This window comes from Aeromonas allosaccharophila (assembly GCF_016026615.1).
GTDB classification, from domain to species: domain Bacteria; phylum Pseudomonadota; class Gammaproteobacteria; order Enterobacterales; family Aeromonadaceae; genus Aeromonas; species Aeromonas allosaccharophila.
The window spans coordinates 3,174,104-3,190,274 of record NZ_CP065745.1 but is presented as its reverse complement, the minus strand read 5'-3'; the positions used below and the strand labels follow the sequence as shown (position 1 = coordinate 3,190,274).

Genomic DNA, 16,171 nt, shown 5'->3' with positions numbered 1-16,171 from the left:
AGTCGCGATAAAAACCAAGAGAGAGGCAGTTGCCTCTCTCTTGGTTTTCGTGTCCCGCAGGGATCCCCTTCCACTTAATGGGCATGCCGTCGAGTCTGATCGAGGTGAGGAGGGGGTTCTTCATCCATCAGGTCGCTGACACGACACTGGGGGAAGCAGATGCGGTTTTTCCCCTCCCGCTTGGCCTGATAAACCCCGCTGTCGGCCAGTTCCACCAGCTCCTTGGCAGAGAGCCCGGAGTGACTGAAGGCCACCCCGCCGCTGATAGTGACGGTGAGATCGGGTTCGCGCCACTCAAGCTTTTCGACCGCGAGCCGGAATGCTTCCAGCAGGGAGGCGATCTCGCTCATTGTCGTTTCCAGCCGAAAGACCAGCACCAGCTCTTCGCCACCGTAGCGGCAGAACCAGCCCCACTGGTCAAACAGATTCATGCCCAGCTTGCTCACCCGCTTGAGCACCACATCCCCCGCCTGATGACCGTGGGTATCGTTGACCCGTTTGAAATCATCCAGATCGAACATCACCAACCCGAACGGCGCGCCACTGTTGAGCTGCTTTTGCAGGCACTCGTCGAAGAAGCGGCGGTTGTAGAGGCCGGTGAGCTTGTCCTGATTGGCTTGCTGCCGGATCTGGGCAAAGTCCTGGCTGGCGGCATCCATCTCTTCATAGACCTTGGCCAGCTCCAGCATGCGGCTACCGTGGTAGGCGATACCGCCGGAGCGACTGGCGCGGATCAGCAGGGTGATCTCTCCCAGCATGCGGCGGAAGTAGCGGGCCCAGAGCAGGGCCAGCAGCAGATAGAGAATGCAGGCGAGGGCAATCATCAGCTGCACGTTGACGGAAACGCTGTCGATCACCTGCTGCATGCTGGCGGTCGGCTCGACGCTGAGCAGGATCCAGCGCTGCTCGGGGATGCGGTAGTAGGAGACCATCATGCCGCTGGCATCATCGAGGAAGAAGCCCTGATCATCGTGCATGCGAGCCAGCCAGTCGGTGGTGGCGAGCGGTTTGAATACCCGTTCGCGATCCGGGTGGGCCAGCACCAGCCCGTCATGGTTGAGCAGGATCTGATAGCCCTTGCCCAGATGATGACTCTGCTCGTGCCGACCGTTGAGCCAGCTGGCGAGGGGGGTGAGCTGGGTATCCAGCGAGAGCACGCCAACCCGTTTGCCGTCAGGATCTTCAATCACCCGGGCCAGCGCCATGGTGAGGGTGCCGAGCGTGTAGTCGTAATAAGGATCGGTCCAGACCATCTGGTTCGGGTGGCTGGCGGCCAGCAGATACCAGGGGCGGGTTCTGGGATCGAACTTCTCGTCGGCCTGCCAGGAGGGGTGGATCAGCATCTTGCGATGCTCGGTACCCACGTAGACATAATCGAGCTCCATCACCTTGTGATAAGCCTGCCATTGCTGCAGGTAGCGCTCGCCGTTGCGGATCTCCGGGCCGCTGAAATCCTGATAATTTACCTGCTGATAAATGAGCGTAAACTGGCGTTTGAGCGTCGCCAGATAGGGTTCGATCAGGGTATGGAAATACTGGGTGTTGCGAGCAATCAGGTTCTGTTGCTGCTCATGGCGCAGGGTGCGCTCCATATGCAGGTAGTAGATGCTGCCGAGCAGCAATACGGGGATAAAGAGCAAGAGGAGGCCCAGCCGCATGCGGGTGATTAAAGACCAAGTGTTCTTGGGCTTGCCGGGAGACATGAATCCATCCTTTTCTGCTCGGGTGGCTCCAGCATATATGATGCAGCCCTGCGCGTCTAAAGGCAGAAAATGAGATTTTTCCGATGCTGAACCACACTCTGCTCTTCATGGCCCATTACGGCAGCATAGCGGTGCTGATCCTGGCCCTCTGTGTCGAGTATCTGATCTTTCGTCGCGGCCTGAATATGCTGCGGGTGCGCCGTCTGCTGCTGGCGGATGGGGTGGCGGCGCTGGCGCTCTTCTCCATCTTTGCCACCGGTTGTCTGCTGGCTCTCGAGCATGCCAGCTCGGTGGCGCAGATCTTTGCCCATCCTGCCCACGGCATCAAAATGGGGCTGTTTCTGCTGATTGTCGGCTCCCTCGATTACCCCAGTCGCCTCTTCTATCGCTGGCGTCGCGCCCTGCGTCTGGGCAAGGCGCCGATGATCTCCATTCAGCAGCACTTCCGGGTGGTCTGGATACTGCGAGGCAATCTGATACTTGTTGCCCTGCTGGCCGTGCTGACAAAACAGCTGTCGCTCTAAAGACAAGAGGGTAGAGAGACGGGTATCTTGGATCGGATAACCCGTCACGCGCCGATTTAAGGAAGAATCGCCATGCGCTCCAATCTGATGTTGCTGATGGCTGCCACCATCTGGGGTATGGGCTTTGTCGCCCAGCGCCTCGGGATGGATCACATGGGGCCCTATACCTTCAATGGCCTGCGCTTTCTGCTCGGTGCCCTCTCCCTGCTGCCGCTGCTCTGGTGGCTCAAATCCCGACAACCTGTTGCCGTCGCGGGCGACCATCGCCAACTGCTGACCGGTGGCGTATTGGCCGGGCTGGTGTTGTTCTGCGCAGCCTCCCTGCAGCAGGTGGGGCTGCTCTATACCACCGCCGCCAAGGCCGGTTTCATCACCGGGCTCTACATCATTCTGGTGCCCGTGCTGGGGCTGCTGCTGCGCCACAAGAGCGGGCTCAATACCTGGATCGGTGCCCTGATTGCCCTGACGGGCCTCTATGTATTGAGCGTCACCGACGAGTTCACCATCGGCTTTGGCGATCTGTTGCAGGTGGTCGGCGCCCTGTTCTGGGCCATTCACCTGCTGTTGGTGGATCACTACTCCAACCGGGTTGCTCCCATCAAGCTGGCCGGCGTGCAGTTCGTGGTCTGTGGCCTGCTCAGCCTCGCCACCGCTTTTGTTATCGAAACCCCGACTGTGAGCGGCGCCGTGGCCGGTTGGCAGGCGCTGCTTTATGCCGGGTTGGTGTCGGTCGGGGTGGGTTATACCCTGCAGGTGGTGGGGCAGCGGGGCGCCCATCCGGCCCACGCCGCCATCATCCTCAGTCTGGAGACCGTCTTTGCCGCCGTGGGTGGCGTGTTACTGCTGGGGGAGACGCTGGACGAGCGCGCCATTGCCGGTTGTGCCCTGATGCTGGCGGGGATGCTGATCTCCCAGATCCGCTTGAGATGGTGGTGGAAGTCGCGCCGGGACAAGGTGCCGCAGGCCAAGTAAACCGCGCTCTGCCTGCATAACAAAACGCCCCGACAGTCGGGGCGTTTTGCATGGTGGTCGCTCGGTCAGGGGCGCTGATCCAGCTCACGCTCCAGCTCTACCGCCTTCAGGCGGGCCGGATGGGTATTGAGGCGCTGCCAGTAGGCTTGCAGGTGCGGGAAGTGGGCCAACTGGCCGCTTTGCGCCAGCAGATCCACCAGGAAGGAGTTCATGATGTCGGCGCCGGAGAGGCGATCCCCCACCAGATAGTGGCGGGTTGCCAGTACCTCATTGAGGTAGCCCAGCACCTTGGCACACTCCGCCTTGGCGTAGTCCGGCAGGAAGCGCATCGGGCTGCCATCCTTGCGCACGAACATGTCGAGCAGCAGCGGCAGGATGCCGGAACTCTCGGCAAAGTGGAGCCACTGCAGATATTCGGGATAGTCGGGGCTATCTGCTGCCGGTGCCAGCCGCTCGGGGGCGTAGCGGGCGATCAGGTACTCGGTGATGGCGCCCGATTCGGCCAGTACCTGGCCGTCGAACTCGATGACCGGCGACTTGCCGAGGGGATGGATGGCTTTTAGCTCGGGCGGCGCCAGAAAGGTGGCTGCATCGCGCTGATACGCCTTGATCTCATAGGGCTGGCCCAGCTCTTCGAGCAGCCAGATGATGCGCTGGGAGCGGGATTTGTTCAGGTGGTGCAGGACTATCATAACGACCTCGATTCGGTGGCAGGATGGGGTATACGAGCGGGCGAGGGGGGCGGTTCACCGATGGCTAAAAAAGAGCGGGCTTGATGCCCGCTCGCTGGTTGACTGACTTATGCCTCCAGCGCCTGATCCAGATCCGCCAGTATGTCCTCGATCGCCTCGATCCCGACCGACAGCCGGATCATCTCCGGTTTCACGCCAGCCTTGGCCTGCTCGGCTTCGCTCAGCTGGCGATGGGTGGTGGAGGCGGGGTGGCAGGCCAGCGACTTGGCATCGCCGATATTGACCAGCCGTTTGAAGATCTTCAGCGCATCGTAGAAGCGCACGCCCGCTTCATAACCCTCCTTCAGGCCGAACGAGAGAATGGCCGAGGGGCGACCGGCCATGTACTTCTCCGCCAGCAGGTAGTGGGGGTGACCCGGCAGACCGGCATAGCTGACCCAGGCCACCTTGGGGTGATGCTTGAGGTGATTGGCGACCCGCAGGGCGTTGTCGACGTGGCGCTCCATGCGCAGACTCAGGGTCTCCAGCCCCTGCAACAGCAGGAAGGCGTTCATCGGCGCCAGCGCCGCGCCGGTATTGCGCAGCGGCACTGTGCGTACCCGCCCGATAAAGGCGGCGGGGCCAAAGGCCTCGGTATAGACCACCCCGTGGTAGGAGGGCTCGGGTTTGGTCAGCTGGGGGAAACGCTCGGCGTGATCCGCCCAGGGGAACTTGCCCGAGTCGACCACCACGCCACCCAGCGAGTTGCCATGACCGCCGACATATTTGGTCAGGCTGTGCACGACTATGTCGGCACCGTGTTCGATGGGTTTGCAGAGTACTGGGGTGGCGACCGTGTTATCGACGATGAGCGGCACGCCACGGGCGTGGGCTGCCTTGGCCAGCGCAGCCAGATCGACGATGTTGCCCGCCGGGTTGCCGATGCTCTCGCAGTAGACCGCCTTGGTCTTGTCGTCGATAAGGGCGGCGATAGCCTCGGCGCTGTCATCCTTGGCGAAGCGCACCTCGACCCCGAAGCTTGGCAGCATGTGGGCGAACAGGGTGTAGGTGCCACCATAGAGCTGGGGCGTGGAGACGATGTTGTCACCGGCGGCGGTCAGCGCCTGAATGGCGTAGGTGATGGCGGCGGAACCTGCCGAGACCACCAGTGCGGCGATCCCCCCTTCCAGCGCGGCCATTCGCTGTTCCAGCACATCGTTGGTGGGGTTCATGATGCGGGTGTAGATGTTGCCCGGCACCGCCAGATTGAACAGATCCGCCCCGTGCTGGGCGCTCTCGAATTCGTAGGCCACCGTCTGGTAGATGGGTACGGCGACCGCCTTGGTGGTGGGGTCGCTGGAAAAGCCGTGGTGCAGGGCCAGGGTCGCATCTTTCATCACACACTCCTTGTTGGATGTTGCTTGTCGCAGTTATAGCTGGGCATTTATAGATGGATAGACGTCCAATCTATCAGGCCCGTGGCCGATGTAAACAGCAAGATCCGGCAAAGCAATGTCGCCCGCAGGGGATGCGTGTCCCAAGTGGCGGGCAGGCCTGCCGTACTCAGAGGCGGCGGCGATACTCCTTGTCATCTATCTGGTTCATATCCCACTGCATCAGGCGGTTGAGCTGCTGCATGGGATCCTCGATGAGCGCCAGCGGGCGCGGCAGGATCCGCTTGAAGTAACGGCGCAAAGTCTGCTGGATCCGGTTCGGTTTGAGGGGGTTGGCGTGGCTCATGATGGTGCTCCTGTGCGGTGGTTCTCACGTTCGCCAGCAGTATTGAGCTAAAATGCGGAAGTAAAAACTGATGACTTACAGCAACAGGATTTCCTCTTTTATGCCGACCGGTCGCCTCTACCAGCAATTTCAACGACTCGCCCAGCTGCTTGGCAGCGATGAGCGGGAGATCAGCCTCGCCGAGGTGGCAGATCTGCTCTGCTGCACCCCGCGCAACGCCCGTCTGCTGCTACGGCGGATGCAGGATCAGGGCTGGCTCAACTGGACGGCGGAAGCGGGCAGGGGACGGCGCTCCCGGCTCACTCTGCTCGACAGTCAGGAGAGTTTGACCCGGCGCCGCTTGCGGGATCTGCTCAGTCAGGGCCAGCTGGCGCAGGCGGTGCGGTTGGCGGAAGATCGCCTCGATCTGCTCACCCCGCTGCTGATCGAACAGCTCGGTCAGGCCACTCGCGAAGGGCGCCAGATCCTGCGAGTGCCCTACTACCGGCCGCTGCCGCAGTTGCTGCCCACCGGCCCGATGCGCCGCTCCGAAATTCACCTGAGCCGCCAGATCTTCAACGGTCTGACCCGGAGAAATGAGGAAAATGGGGAAATCGAAGGGGATCTGGCCCACCACTGGGAGTGTCTGGGCCCCTGCCACTGGCGCTTCTACCTGCGTCCGGCGGTGCGTTTTCACCACGGCCGTGAGCTGGTGGTGGAGGATGTGATGGAGAGCCTGCTGGCCCTGCGGGATCGCCCGCTGTTTGCCCATCTGGACCGGCTGGAGAGCCCCTGGCCGCGCACCCTGGATCTCTATCTCGACAGCCCGGATCCCTGGCTGCCCCACCTGCTGGCAGAGCCGGTGGCCACCATCTTGCCGCGGGAGCTCAAGGGAGAGGCGGGCTTTGCCCTGCAACCGGTCGGCACTGGTCCCTACCGGGTCGCCGCCAACGATCCACTGCATCTTTGCCTTGCGGCGTTTGACGACTACTTCGGCCTGCGCGCCCTGCTCGACGAGATCGACATCTGGATGCTGCCTGAACTGGCAGAGCGACTGGAGACCCACCTGCAACTTGGGCGCGACCGCCCGGAGCTCGGCACCATGCGCGGCGAGTCGGAGCTGGAGTCGGGCTGCTACTTCCTGCTGCAGGACGATCGTTCCGGATCCTTGCAGGATCCCGCCCTGCGGCAGTGGCTCGGCCAGCTGTTCAATCCGGTGGCCCTGATGGGGCGGGTCGCCCCCGAGTTGCAACGGGGCTGGACCAGCGCCCTCGGCCTGCTGCCACACTGGCGCGAAGCGCTGCCCGCGCCCTTGCCTACACCGGCGCAGTTGCCGACGACCCTGGTGCTCGCCTGCTTCAACCAGCATCTGGAGTTCAACGAGTGCGCCAACGCCATGAGCAGCCTGCTAGGGTCGCAGGGCATTGAGCTGGAGGTGCGCACCCTGGATTACGGCCGCTGGGTGAGTGGCGAGGATGAAGACGTGGATCTCTGGCTCGGCACTCTCAACCTCGAGCATGCCGGTCCCTTTGCCCCCTACGTCTGGTTGCAGGGCACCCCGCTGCTGCGCAAGGTTTGGGCCAGCCAGCACGAGCTGTGGCAGGGGCTGATGCAGTGGCGGGCCAGCGGTGTCGAGCCCGGCCCCCGCGCTCTGCTGGCAACGGTGCAGCAGCAGAGCTGGTTTGTGCCGCTGTTTCACCACTGGCTGGAGCTGGAGAGCCGGGTCGGGGTGCACGGGGTGCGGATGACGGCGCTCGGCTGGTTCGATTTTCGCAGCGCCTGGCTGCGGCCCGAATCGACCCATCAGCCCGCAGAGGCGCCATAGTTCATCCAATTTCTGTCGCGGCTGACGAGTGCTCCGTGGCCGCTTGCGTGAAAGATCCGTAACGCGGCTGCCGCTGCACAGTTTGTGTCACGCCTCTGTGCCATGCTGTTTCAGGTTATGGACAGCAGAGCAAATGAGGAAAACGATGAGCAACAATTCAGACAGTTCCGCAGGAAAATGCCCGGTCATGCACGGGGGAACCACCTCGGTCGAGACGTCCAGAATGGCGTGGTGGCCGAAGAGCCTCAACCTCGACATTCTTCACCAACACGATACCAAGACCAATCCGCTGGGGGCCGGCTTCAACTATCGGCAAGCCTTGAAGGGGCTCGATATGGCGGCCCTCAAGCAGGATGTGACCGCCCTGATGACCGACAGTCAGGATTGGTGGCCCGCCGACTGGGGCCACTACGGCGGTCTGATGATCCGCATGGCCTGGCACTCGGCCGGGACTTATCGCATCGCCGATGGCCGCGGCGGCGGTGGCAGTGGCAACCAGCGTTTCGCCCCCCTCAACTCCTGGCCGGACAACGCCAACCTCGACAAGGCCCGTCGCCTGCTATGGCCCATCAAGAAGAAGTACGGCAACAAGATCAGCTGGGCCGATTTGATCATTCTGGCGGGCACCGTGGCCTATGAGTCCATGGGGCTCAAGACCTTCGGTTTCGCCTTTGGCCGCGATGATATCTGGCACCCGGAGAAGGATATCTACTGGGGTTCGGAGCAGGAGTGGCTGGCGCCCAGCAGCAAGCCGGGTGGTCGCTACTCCGGCGAGCGGGATCTGGAAAACCCGCTGGCGGCGGTGATGATGGGGCTAATCTACGTCAACCCGGAAGGAGTGGATGGCCAGCCCGATCCACTGAAAACCGCGCAAGATATGCGGGTCACCTTCGCCCGCATGGCGATGGATGATGAAGAGACGGTGGCGCTGACCGCCGGTGGCCACACCGTCGGCAAGGCCCACGGCAACGGCGACGCCAAACAGCTTGGGCCCGAGCCGGAAGGGGCCAGCCTCGAGGAGCAGGGGCTCGGCTGGATCAATCACCACAGCCGTGGTATCGGCCGCAATACTGTGACCAGCGGCATCGAGGGGGCCTGGACCACCCACCCTACCCAATGGGACAACGGCTACTTCGATCTGCTGTTCAAGTACGACTGGTGGTTGCAGAAATCCCCTGCAGGGGCCCATCAGTGGCAACCGATCAATATCGCCGAAGAGGATATGCCGGTGGATGTGGAGGACCCGTCGATCCGCTGCAAACCCATGATGACGGATGCCGACATGGCGCTCAAATTTGACCCCGCCTATCGCAAGATTGCCGAGCGTTTCCGCGATGATCCGGCGGCCTTCTCCGACGCCTTCGCCCGCGCCTGGTTCAAGCTGACCCACAGGGACATGGGGCCGAAGAGCCGCTATGTCGGCCCCTATGTGCCGACAGAAGATCTGATCTGGCAGGATCCGGTGCCTGCCGGACGCGCCGATTATGACGTGGCGGCGGTCAAGGCCAGGATTGCCGCCAGCGGCCTATCCATCAGCGAGCGGGTCACTACCGCCTGGGATAGTGCCCGTACCTTCCGTGGCTCCGACAAGCGGGGCGGTGCCAACGGCGCCCGCATCCGGCTGGCGCCACAGAAGGATTGGCCGGGCAACGAACCGGCGCGGCTGGCGAAGGTGCTGGCGGTCTATGACAAGCTGGCAGCCGAGTGTGGCGTCAGTGTCGCGGATCTCATCGTGCTGGGGGGCAACCTCGCCATCGAGCAGGCTGCGCAGGCCGCCGGGGTGACGGTGAGTGTGCCGTTTGCGCCGGGCCGGGGCGATGCCACTCAGGCCCAGACCGATGTGGCCTCGTTCGAGGTGCTGGATCCGCTGGCCGACGGCTTTCGCAACTGGCTGAAGCAGGACTATGTGGTGACGGCGGAGGAGCTGCTGCTGGATCGCGCCCAGCTGATGGGGCTCACCGCCTGCGAGATGACGGCGCTGGTCGGCGGGATGCGGGTGCTCGGCACCAACCACGGCGGTACCGGGCACGGGGTCTTTACCGATCGGGTCGGGGTGCTCAGCAACGACTTCTTCGTCAACCTGACCGACATGGGCTACCAGTGGCTGCCGAAAGCGAGCAATCTCTACGAGATCCGCGATCGCCACAGCGGTGCACTGAAGTGGACGGCCACCCGGGTGGATCTGGTGTTTGGCTCCAACTCGGTGCTGCGCGCCTATGCCGAGGTCTATGCCCAGGATGACAACAAGGAGAAGTTTGTCTGTGACTTCATCACCGCCTGGAACAAGGTGATGAATGCGGATCGCTTCGATCTGTTGGGCTAGTCCCCGAGCCGTTTGGTTAGCTGCACCAGCCCCGCACACCCAAGGTGTGCGGGGCTTTTTACTGCCTGCTTTTTGCATAGCCCCATAACCCGCCGCGCTGCGACACCCGCTGGCCGGTCGCGCAGGGCCGCTGGCATCCCTGTCCTTGGGCCAGCAGTATCATGTAACATGCTGATCCGCTGATGATGCCCGGCAGCCACCCATTGGCCACTGATGTCCAATCAACAGGATAAGGACGGAAACAAAGAGACAAGGAGTCACCCATGCTGGAAATGCAGATCCAACCCCGCTTTCAAGAGACGGATGCCCTCGGCCATATCAACAACACGGTGCCGGCGGTCTGGTTCGAGTCGGCGCGGGATCCCCTGTTCCGGATCTTCTCCCCCGAGCTGGATGTGCATAACTGGCATCTGATCATCGCGGGCTATACGGTGCAGTTCAAACGGGAGCTGTTCTACGGCCAGCCGGTCACCATCAAGACCGGCGTGCGCCGCATCGGCACCAGCTCATTTACGGTCTGGCAGGAGGCCTGGCAGGGCGGCGAACTGGCCGTCACCGCCGAAACGACCCTGATCCATTTTGACTACCGGGCCCGCCAATCCCTGCCCCTGAGCGATGCTCACCGGGAAGGGCTGCGGGCCTGGCTGACAGAGAGTTAACCACGGGCCGGATGGCCCATCACAGGAGTGCTATGTACAACTCAATGCGCAACACAGCGATCGCGCTGACCCTGGGATTCTGCTCCCTCCCTTCTCTGGCCGCGTCTCTCGCCGAGCAGTTTACCCTGATGGAGAAGGGGGCCGAGAGCGCCCTCGATACCCGTCAATTCAGCCATGACGGCGTCGATATCAAGGCCTGGATAGATGGCACCCCCGTCATCATCGCCGTGCCCATCATGAACGAGCTCGGCAAGCTGGAAGGGGAGAGCCGCTACTACTTCAAGGGCGGCAAGCTGTTCGGGGTCAAAGAGCCCGCCGCCCAGTTCGCCTTTGACGACAGCGGCAAGCTGACCCAATGGCTGGACGAGAAGGGCCAGCCCGCCGAGTTCGTCAGCAAGATGAGCATGCAGCAGCGTCAGGAGTGGCTCACCAAGCGGTCCGCCGAGCTGAGCAAGCTGTTTGTTGTGAGCACGGCCGAACAGAAGGCCGCCAAGGGTGGCGTCAAGCTGAAGGGGGCGGATCTCGCTCACTGGCTCTGCAACGGCAAACTGATGGAACTCGCCCACGGCGACAAGGTGATCTTCGAGCAGGATAAGCTGAAGATTGGTGAGCAGGGGATCGAGGGGGAGGTCTCCCTGCGTCAGGATAAGGGGTGGCAGGAGCTGAGCCTCAAGTGCGAGGTGCAGGGCACTCAGGTAACCCGCCTCACCTGGCAGCCGCTGCCGGGTGCCAACAAGCCGCAATAAGCGCAGCAGCAAGGGGGCCCATCGCGGGCCCCCTTCTCATTCGGCTGGTGGCTCCCCCAGCTTGAGCCGGGTGAGCGCCTCGACCCGGCGCCACTGTCCGGGCTCGAACCAGCGGGCCAGCAGCTCTTGATGCTGTGCGGCCCGGGCCTCGTTCGGCAGTTGCCTGAGCTCGGCCAGAAAGCCGCTGAGCTGCTCGTCGAATCCCTGCCGGTTCTGCTCCAGCTGGCGCATCCGATCCACCGCTTCCGGCCCTCCCGTCTCCAGCAGCAGGGCATCCCGTTTGGCCGGGTCCATCTGCGCCAGCCCTTGCAACTCCTCAAGCAGGCGACTGTTGGCCTCCGCCTCGCGAAACCAGCCCGGCTGCTCTGCCAGCCAGAGATCCAGCTCGCTGGCCAACTGAGACTTGTCGCTGTCTCTCGCCTCAGCCAGCGCCCTGCGGCGCAGGGTCAGCTGCTCCATCAGTCGATCCTCGCCAAACAGCTGCGCCTGCTCGGCGGGGGTAAAGCTCTGCTGGCGCAGTTGCTCCCGCTCGTCAAACAGGATCTGCAGGCTGGTGAGGGAGATCTCGGTGGGCATCGTCAGGCTGCTCTGGGCGGAGACAAAGGTGCGGTAGCGCGCCTGCAGGGCATCGGCGGCCTCCTGCTCGGGATCGTGCGGGTGGCTCTGGGCATGCTGGCTGGCTTGAGCGGATGATGGGCCTGCCGTCGGTGCAGTGGGCCAGAGCAGCACCCCGCCAAGCAGCAGGGTGATGGCGCAGGGCACGGCGAGCAGGGTGACTATCTTCATAGGCCCAGCTCCTTGAGGCGGTTGGCGTGCTGGCGATAGAGGGTGACCGGATCGGTCTCGAACAGATGGTGGATGCCGAACGACTGGTTCACTTCGTCCAGATGGTTCATCCGGTAGCCGGTGCCGATCACCTTGCCGAGATGGCTGCTGCAGACCCCGACCAGCCCGTCATTGGGCTCCTTGAAGAAGGCGCCGGTCAGCGCCAGCGCAGGATCCACCGGATCCAGCAGATTGGTCAGGTTGCCGCGCCCGCTCCAGGAGAAGTAGTAGACGCCGTTGCTGGCCTGCAGCGGCCCCTCGCCGCAATACTGGCTGGGCAGCCCTTCCGGATAGCGCTGGTTGAACTGGCTGGCACCCTTGCTGGTGAGGGCATCGAGGGCGGCGATCGGATCTTGCGGCAGCGGGCTCCCGCCCGAGAGCAGTGAAATCATGCCGGAGAGGGCGTGGGCCGCGGCAGCAGCCAGTTTCTCGGCGGCAGAGCCGGGGGCGGCATTGGCCCGCACCAGATCGGCAATCTCGGAGCCATAGTTGACCCCGCCGACGCTGGTGGCGGAGGCGACCAGCTCGGGGGCGACCGAGGCGACATAGCGGATGGTGGGGCCGCCGTGGGAGTGGCCGATCAGGTTGACCTTCTCGGCGCCGGTGGCGGCCAGCAGCAGCTCGACCTGGGCGAGCAGTTGCTCTCCCCGTTGTTCCGAACTGGCCGTGGCCGACACCTGCGCTACGTAGACGTTGGCACCATCCCGGCTCAGGGCCTGGGGGATGCCGTAGAAGTAATCGACCCCGAGCAGCTTGTCGAAGCCGAACAAGCCGTGCACCAGCACTATGGGGTAGCGGGTCTGGGTATATCCGCTGGCGTGTGCCAGCATGGGCAGGGTGCAGAGCAGCACCAGAAGCCATCTCTTCATCATCAGCATCCTTGTTGATTCGTGAGGAACAGATTGTGTGGCGTACTCCATGTTCGCCGGTGCCAGTATGGTGGCTGCTGACGGGAGAGGTTGTGAGGGGGATCGCAACTCAGGATTCAAAAGAGATTGTTGCTGGCCTGACCTAGCATAGGCACGGCGCAGGCGGGGAGGCTGAGCTCCCCGCCCTGCGGCTTATTGCCACTCCACCAGGTGATACTGCTTCTTGCCACGGCGCAGCAGCAGGTAGCGACCAAACAGTCGATCATTGGCACTCAGCTGCTCATCCTGCCTGATGGCGCCATTGAGGCTGATGGCGCCCGCTGCCAGCAGCTCGCGGGCGATGCGTTTTGAGTTCGCCAGACCGCAGTTGATCAGCAGGCTGACCAGATCTGTTTCGCTGCTGACGGTGCTGCTCGGCATGCCATCCTGCGCCAGCTGGGCCAGATCGCTCTCGCCAAGGCGAGCCACGTCGCCGCTAAACAGCAGCTCGCTGATGCGTTGTACCGCCGCCAGCGCCGCCTTGCCGTGCACCAGCTCGGTCAGCTCGTTTGCCAACACCTGCTGGGCCTGCTTGCGCCCCTGTCGCTTGGCATCTTCCGCCTCCAGTGCAGCAATCTCGCTCAGCGACATAAAGCTGTAGTAGCGCAGGAAGCGGTAGACATCCTCATCCGCGGTACCGAGCCAGAACTGGTAGAAGGCGTAAGGTGAGGTGAGCGCCGGATCGAGCCAGACCGCGCCACCCTCGGTCTTGCCGAACTTGGTGCCGTCCGCCTTGGTGATAAGGGGCAGGGTCATGCCGTGCACCTGTGCCTGATGGAGGCGACGGGTGAGATCCATGCCGCTGGTGATATTGCCCCACTGGTCGTTGCCGCCAATCTGCAGGGTGCAGCCGAGTCGCTGGTGCAGCACCGCAAAGTCGTAGGATTGCAGCAGGGCGTAGGAGAACTCGGTGAACGAGATGCCCTGATCCGGCCGGGCCAGCCGCTGGCGCACCGATTCCCGCGCCAGCATGGCGTTGACCGAGAAGTGCTTGCCGATGTCGCGCAGAAAATCGAGGGCGGACATCTGCCCCATCCAGTCGCCATTGTTGACCAGTTGCGGGGCCGACAGGCCCTCATCGGCGGGCAACAGCGCCTTGATCTGGGCCGACAGGCTGGCGACCCAACCCTGCACGGTATCGGCACTGTTGAGGCTGCGCTCGGTTGCCTTGAAGCTGGGGTCGCCGATAAGGCCGGTTGCCCCGCCCACCAGTGCCACCGGGGTGTGGCCCGCCAGCTGGAAGCGGCGCAGCATCAAGAGCGGCACCAGATGACCGATATGCAGGCTGCCGGCGGTGGGATCAAACCCGCAATAGACGGTGCGCGGGGTGGCGAGGTGGTTGGCCAGGGCCGCCGGGTCGGAATTCTGGGCTACAAGGCCGCGCTCGGTCAGCTCATCGAGCAGGTGGGGGTTGATCATGGGTGCTCCAACAGCAGGGGGAAAAGCCGTCATCCTCGCCGTTCTGGTCGGTGGCGGATATGTCCCCTAAGGGACAGTTTTGCCACTCTCGTGCTAGCATTCAGCCATAGTGGGGAATCGCTCCCCGCCACCGGAAACGTGCCACCATGACCCAGCCATTCACCACAGATACCCTGACCCGCAGCATGACCGAGGTGGTCGATGCCTTGCACAGCAGCGCCTTTCCTGCGGCGCTGGTGCGGCTGATCCAGCAGCAGGTGGCGTTTGATTGCACCCTGCTGCTCGGGGTGGGGCAGCGGCCCGTCTATCTCTACGACAACCTCAACCATCAGCGGGCTCTGCTGTTTGATCGCTACCTCACCAGCCACTTCAGTCAGGATCCCTTTATGCAGGCGCTGGAGCAGGGTTTGCCTGCCGGCGTCTGGACGCTGGCACAGGTCTCCCAAGGGCGGCTCGATCCCGAATATCGCCACCACTTCTATCAGGCCACCGGCTGGCAGGAGGAGGTGGGGTTGATCCTGCCGGTGCGGGACGGACTGACGCTGATGCTGTTTCTGGGGCGACTCGACAAGCGCAGTACCCTCAGTCGCGACGAGCTGGCGAGGCTGGAGCAGCTGTTCCCGCTGGTACATTCGCTCTGTCGCCAACAGTGGCAGCAGAGCCAGCCCTTGCTGGCCCAGAGCACGGCGCTGCCAGACAGCATCAGCCTCCGGAGTGCGGTGGAGCAGGCGATGGCGAGTGTCGGGGGGGATCGGCTCACCCGGCGCGAGCGGCAGGTGGCGGGATTACTGCTGCAGGGGCTGAATACCGAGGCGATTGCCGCCGAACTCGGGATTGGCAGCGGCACGGTGAAGAATCACCGCAAACATCTTTATGGCAAGCTGCGGCTCGGCTCGCGGGCCGAGCTGTTCCATTTCTTTCTGAACCACCTCATTACGGCGCCGGTAGAGGCATCCCCCGTCTCATCGACGGGAGATACAACGAGCCCACCATAGGGCGGGCCGGAGTTACTCGAGGCGCGGGATGGGGGGATTGGTTTCGGGCAGGATACTGAGCAACTGGTAGCGCTTCACCAGCTGCTTGTATTCATCCCCCTGCCTGACCTTGTCCAGCGCCTGTTGCAGACGTGCGATTTGCTGTTTGTCTGCCGCCAGATTGAAGGCGAAGCAGTTGTCTTGCTCTTCCAGAATCGCGACGGTGACAAAATCCTCGCTGGGAAAACCCAGCGCCTTGGCCTGATGGCGCAACATCACCTCGTTGCCCGCCACCAGATCGGTACGGGCCATGATGAGCTGGCGTACCACCTGCTCCATCCGCTCCACCGCCATCATATTGCTTGGGCTGATCCCGCGGTTGAGCAGCAACTGCTCCCCCACATCTGCCTGCATCACGCCGATCAGCAGCTTGGCGAGATCCGCTTTGCTAGCCACTTTGGGGGCATCCTGCTTGCGGCCGACCAACGAGACCCTGGAGTGGCTGATGGGGCAGACCCAGAGGAAGTGGGGATCCCGCTCCCTGGTGTGTGCCGTGGTAAACAGCACCGCCTCCGGCTGCTGGGTCAGCAGATACCAGCCGCGAGCCCAAGGCAGGAAGTGGATCGGTTGCTCCGGCACCCCCATTTCGCGCCACATCAGGCGCAGCAGCTCGACTGCCAGCCCGATAGACTGACCCTTGTTATCCTGGCCATTGAGCGGCATGTTCTGCTCCGAATAGTAGATAAGTGCCGGAGCCGGGAGCGCGATAAACAGCGCGAGAAAAGCGAGAGCAGAGAGCAGGTGGCGCATGGTGCACTCCTTGTGCGGGTAGTTACCTAACAGTCTATGTGGCCTTTGCCATAAGTTCATGATCCGGCTGCGCGATAAAACAACAGGCCACCT

Annotated in this window: 15 protein-coding genes; 7 read left to right on the top strand and 8 right to left on the bottom strand. The window is 63.0% G+C overall.

All coding sequences use genetic code 11. The features are described 5' to 3' along the window. Positions 1 to 74: 74 nt before the first annotated feature. Entirely contained in the window at positions 75 to 1,703 is a 1,629-nt protein-coding gene (locus I6G90_RS14520) for a sensor domain-containing diguanylate cyclase (protein ID WP_232100211.1), read from the bottom strand. Between the two features lie 83 nt (positions 1,704 to 1,786). Between I6G90_RS14520 and I6G90_RS14515 the strand changes: the two genes are divergently transcribed. Continuing rightward, positions 1,787 to 2,227 (top strand): DUF2214 family protein, encoded by a 441-nt coding sequence (locus I6G90_RS14515; RefSeq protein ID WP_197928078.1) that lies wholly within the window; start codon positions 1,787 to 1,789, stop codon positions 2,225 to 2,227. Between the two features lie 72 nt (positions 2,228 to 2,299). Next, on the top strand, positions 2,300 to 3,199 hold the full coding sequence (locus tag I6G90_RS14510) for a DMT family transporter (RefSeq protein WP_182933096.1): 900 nt from the start codon (positions 2,300 to 2,302) through the stop codon (positions 3,197 to 3,199). A 65-nt stretch (positions 3,200 to 3,264) separates the two neighbouring features. Here the strand turns inward: I6G90_RS14510 and I6G90_RS14505 are convergent, their stop codons facing one another. From I6G90_RS14505 to I6G90_RS14495, 3 genes are all read right to left on the bottom strand, one after another. Next, on the bottom strand, positions 3,265 to 3,891 hold the full coding sequence (locus I6G90_RS14505) for a glutathione S-transferase family protein (RefSeq protein ID WP_197928076.1): 627 nt from the start codon (positions 3,889 to 3,891) through the stop codon (positions 3,265 to 3,267). Positions 3,892 to 3,998: 107 nt separating this feature from the next. Next, entirely contained in the window at positions 3,999 to 5,267 is a 1,269-nt protein-coding gene (locus I6G90_RS14500; RefSeq protein ID WP_182938434.1) for an O-acetylhomoserine aminocarboxypropyltransferase/cysteine synthase family protein, read from the bottom strand. 166 nt (positions 5,268 to 5,433) lie between these two features. After that, on the bottom strand, positions 5,434 to 5,610 hold the full coding sequence (locus I6G90_RS14495; RefSeq protein ID WP_101323416.1) for a hypothetical protein: 177 nt from the start codon (positions 5,608 to 5,610) through the stop codon (positions 5,434 to 5,436). 100 nt (positions 5,611 to 5,710) lie between these two features. Here I6G90_RS14495 and sgrR point away from each other — a divergent pair, with 100 nt between their 5' ends. From sgrR to I6G90_RS14475, 4 genes are all read left to right on the top strand, one after another. Beyond that, positions 5,711 to 7,414: an HTH-type transcriptional regulator SgrR gene (gene sgrR / locus I6G90_RS14490; protein WP_197928074.1), complete on the top strand. Its 1,704-nt coding sequence runs from the start codon at positions 5,711 to 5,713 to the stop codon at positions 7,412 to 7,414. Between the two features lie 145 nt (positions 7,415 to 7,559). After that, complete coding sequence (katG, locus tag I6G90_RS14485) at positions 7,560 to 9,737, top strand: catalase/peroxidase HPI (protein ID WP_197928072.1); 2,178 nt, start codon at positions 7,560 to 7,562, stop codon at positions 9,735 to 9,737. Between the two features lie 263 nt (positions 9,738 to 10,000). After that, positions 10,001 to 10,396 (top strand): acyl-CoA thioesterase, encoded by a 396-nt coding sequence (locus tag I6G90_RS14480; protein WP_040095454.1) that lies wholly within the window; start codon positions 10,001 to 10,003, stop codon positions 10,394 to 10,396. A gap of 44 nt (positions 10,397 to 10,440) precedes the next feature. Then, positions 10,441 to 11,142: a hypothetical protein gene (locus I6G90_RS14475; protein ID WP_197931206.1), complete on the top strand. Its 702-nt coding sequence runs from the start codon at positions 10,441 to 10,443 to the stop codon at positions 11,140 to 11,142. Between the two features lie 36 nt (positions 11,143 to 11,178). On the opposite strand, the gene I6G90_RS14470 is transcribed toward I6G90_RS14475, so the two are convergent. The 3 genes from I6G90_RS14470 to tyrS all read right to left on the bottom strand — a co-directional run bounded on the left by I6G90_RS14470 (position 11,179) and on the right by tyrS (position 14,294). Next, on the bottom strand, positions 11,179 to 11,928 hold the full coding sequence (locus tag I6G90_RS14470) for a lipase secretion chaperone (protein WP_197928070.1): 750 nt from the start codon (positions 11,926 to 11,928) through the stop codon (positions 11,179 to 11,181). Continuing rightward, positions 11,925 to 12,836: a lipase family alpha/beta hydrolase gene (locus I6G90_RS14465; RefSeq protein WP_197928069.1), complete on the bottom strand. Its 912-nt coding sequence runs from the start codon at positions 12,834 to 12,836 to the stop codon at positions 11,925 to 11,927. Before I6G90_RS14465 ends, I6G90_RS14470 begins: the two co-directional genes overlap by 4 nt. 192 nt (positions 12,837 to 13,028) lie before the next feature. Beyond that, positions 13,029 to 14,294: a tyrosine--tRNA ligase gene (gene tyrS / locus I6G90_RS14460; protein WP_197928067.1), complete on the bottom strand. Its 1,266-nt coding sequence runs from the start codon at positions 14,292 to 14,294 to the stop codon at positions 13,029 to 13,031. Between the two features lie 146 nt (positions 14,295 to 14,440). On the opposite strand from tyrS, the gene I6G90_RS14455 reads away from it, so the two are divergent. Continuing rightward, on the top strand, positions 14,441 to 15,289 hold the full coding sequence (locus tag I6G90_RS14455; RefSeq protein WP_197928066.1) for a helix-turn-helix transcriptional regulator: 849 nt from the start codon (positions 14,441 to 14,443) through the stop codon (positions 15,287 to 15,289). Between the two features lie 12 nt (positions 15,290 to 15,301). Here the strand turns inward: I6G90_RS14455 and I6G90_RS14450 are convergent, their stop codons facing one another. Beyond that, the gene (locus I6G90_RS14450) at positions 15,302 to 16,078 is read right to left on the bottom strand and encodes a substrate-binding periplasmic protein (protein WP_197928064.1); all 777 of its coding nucleotides are present in this window, start codon (positions 16,076 to 16,078) and stop codon (positions 15,302 to 15,304) included. Positions 16,079 to 16,171: the final 93 nt, after the last annotated feature.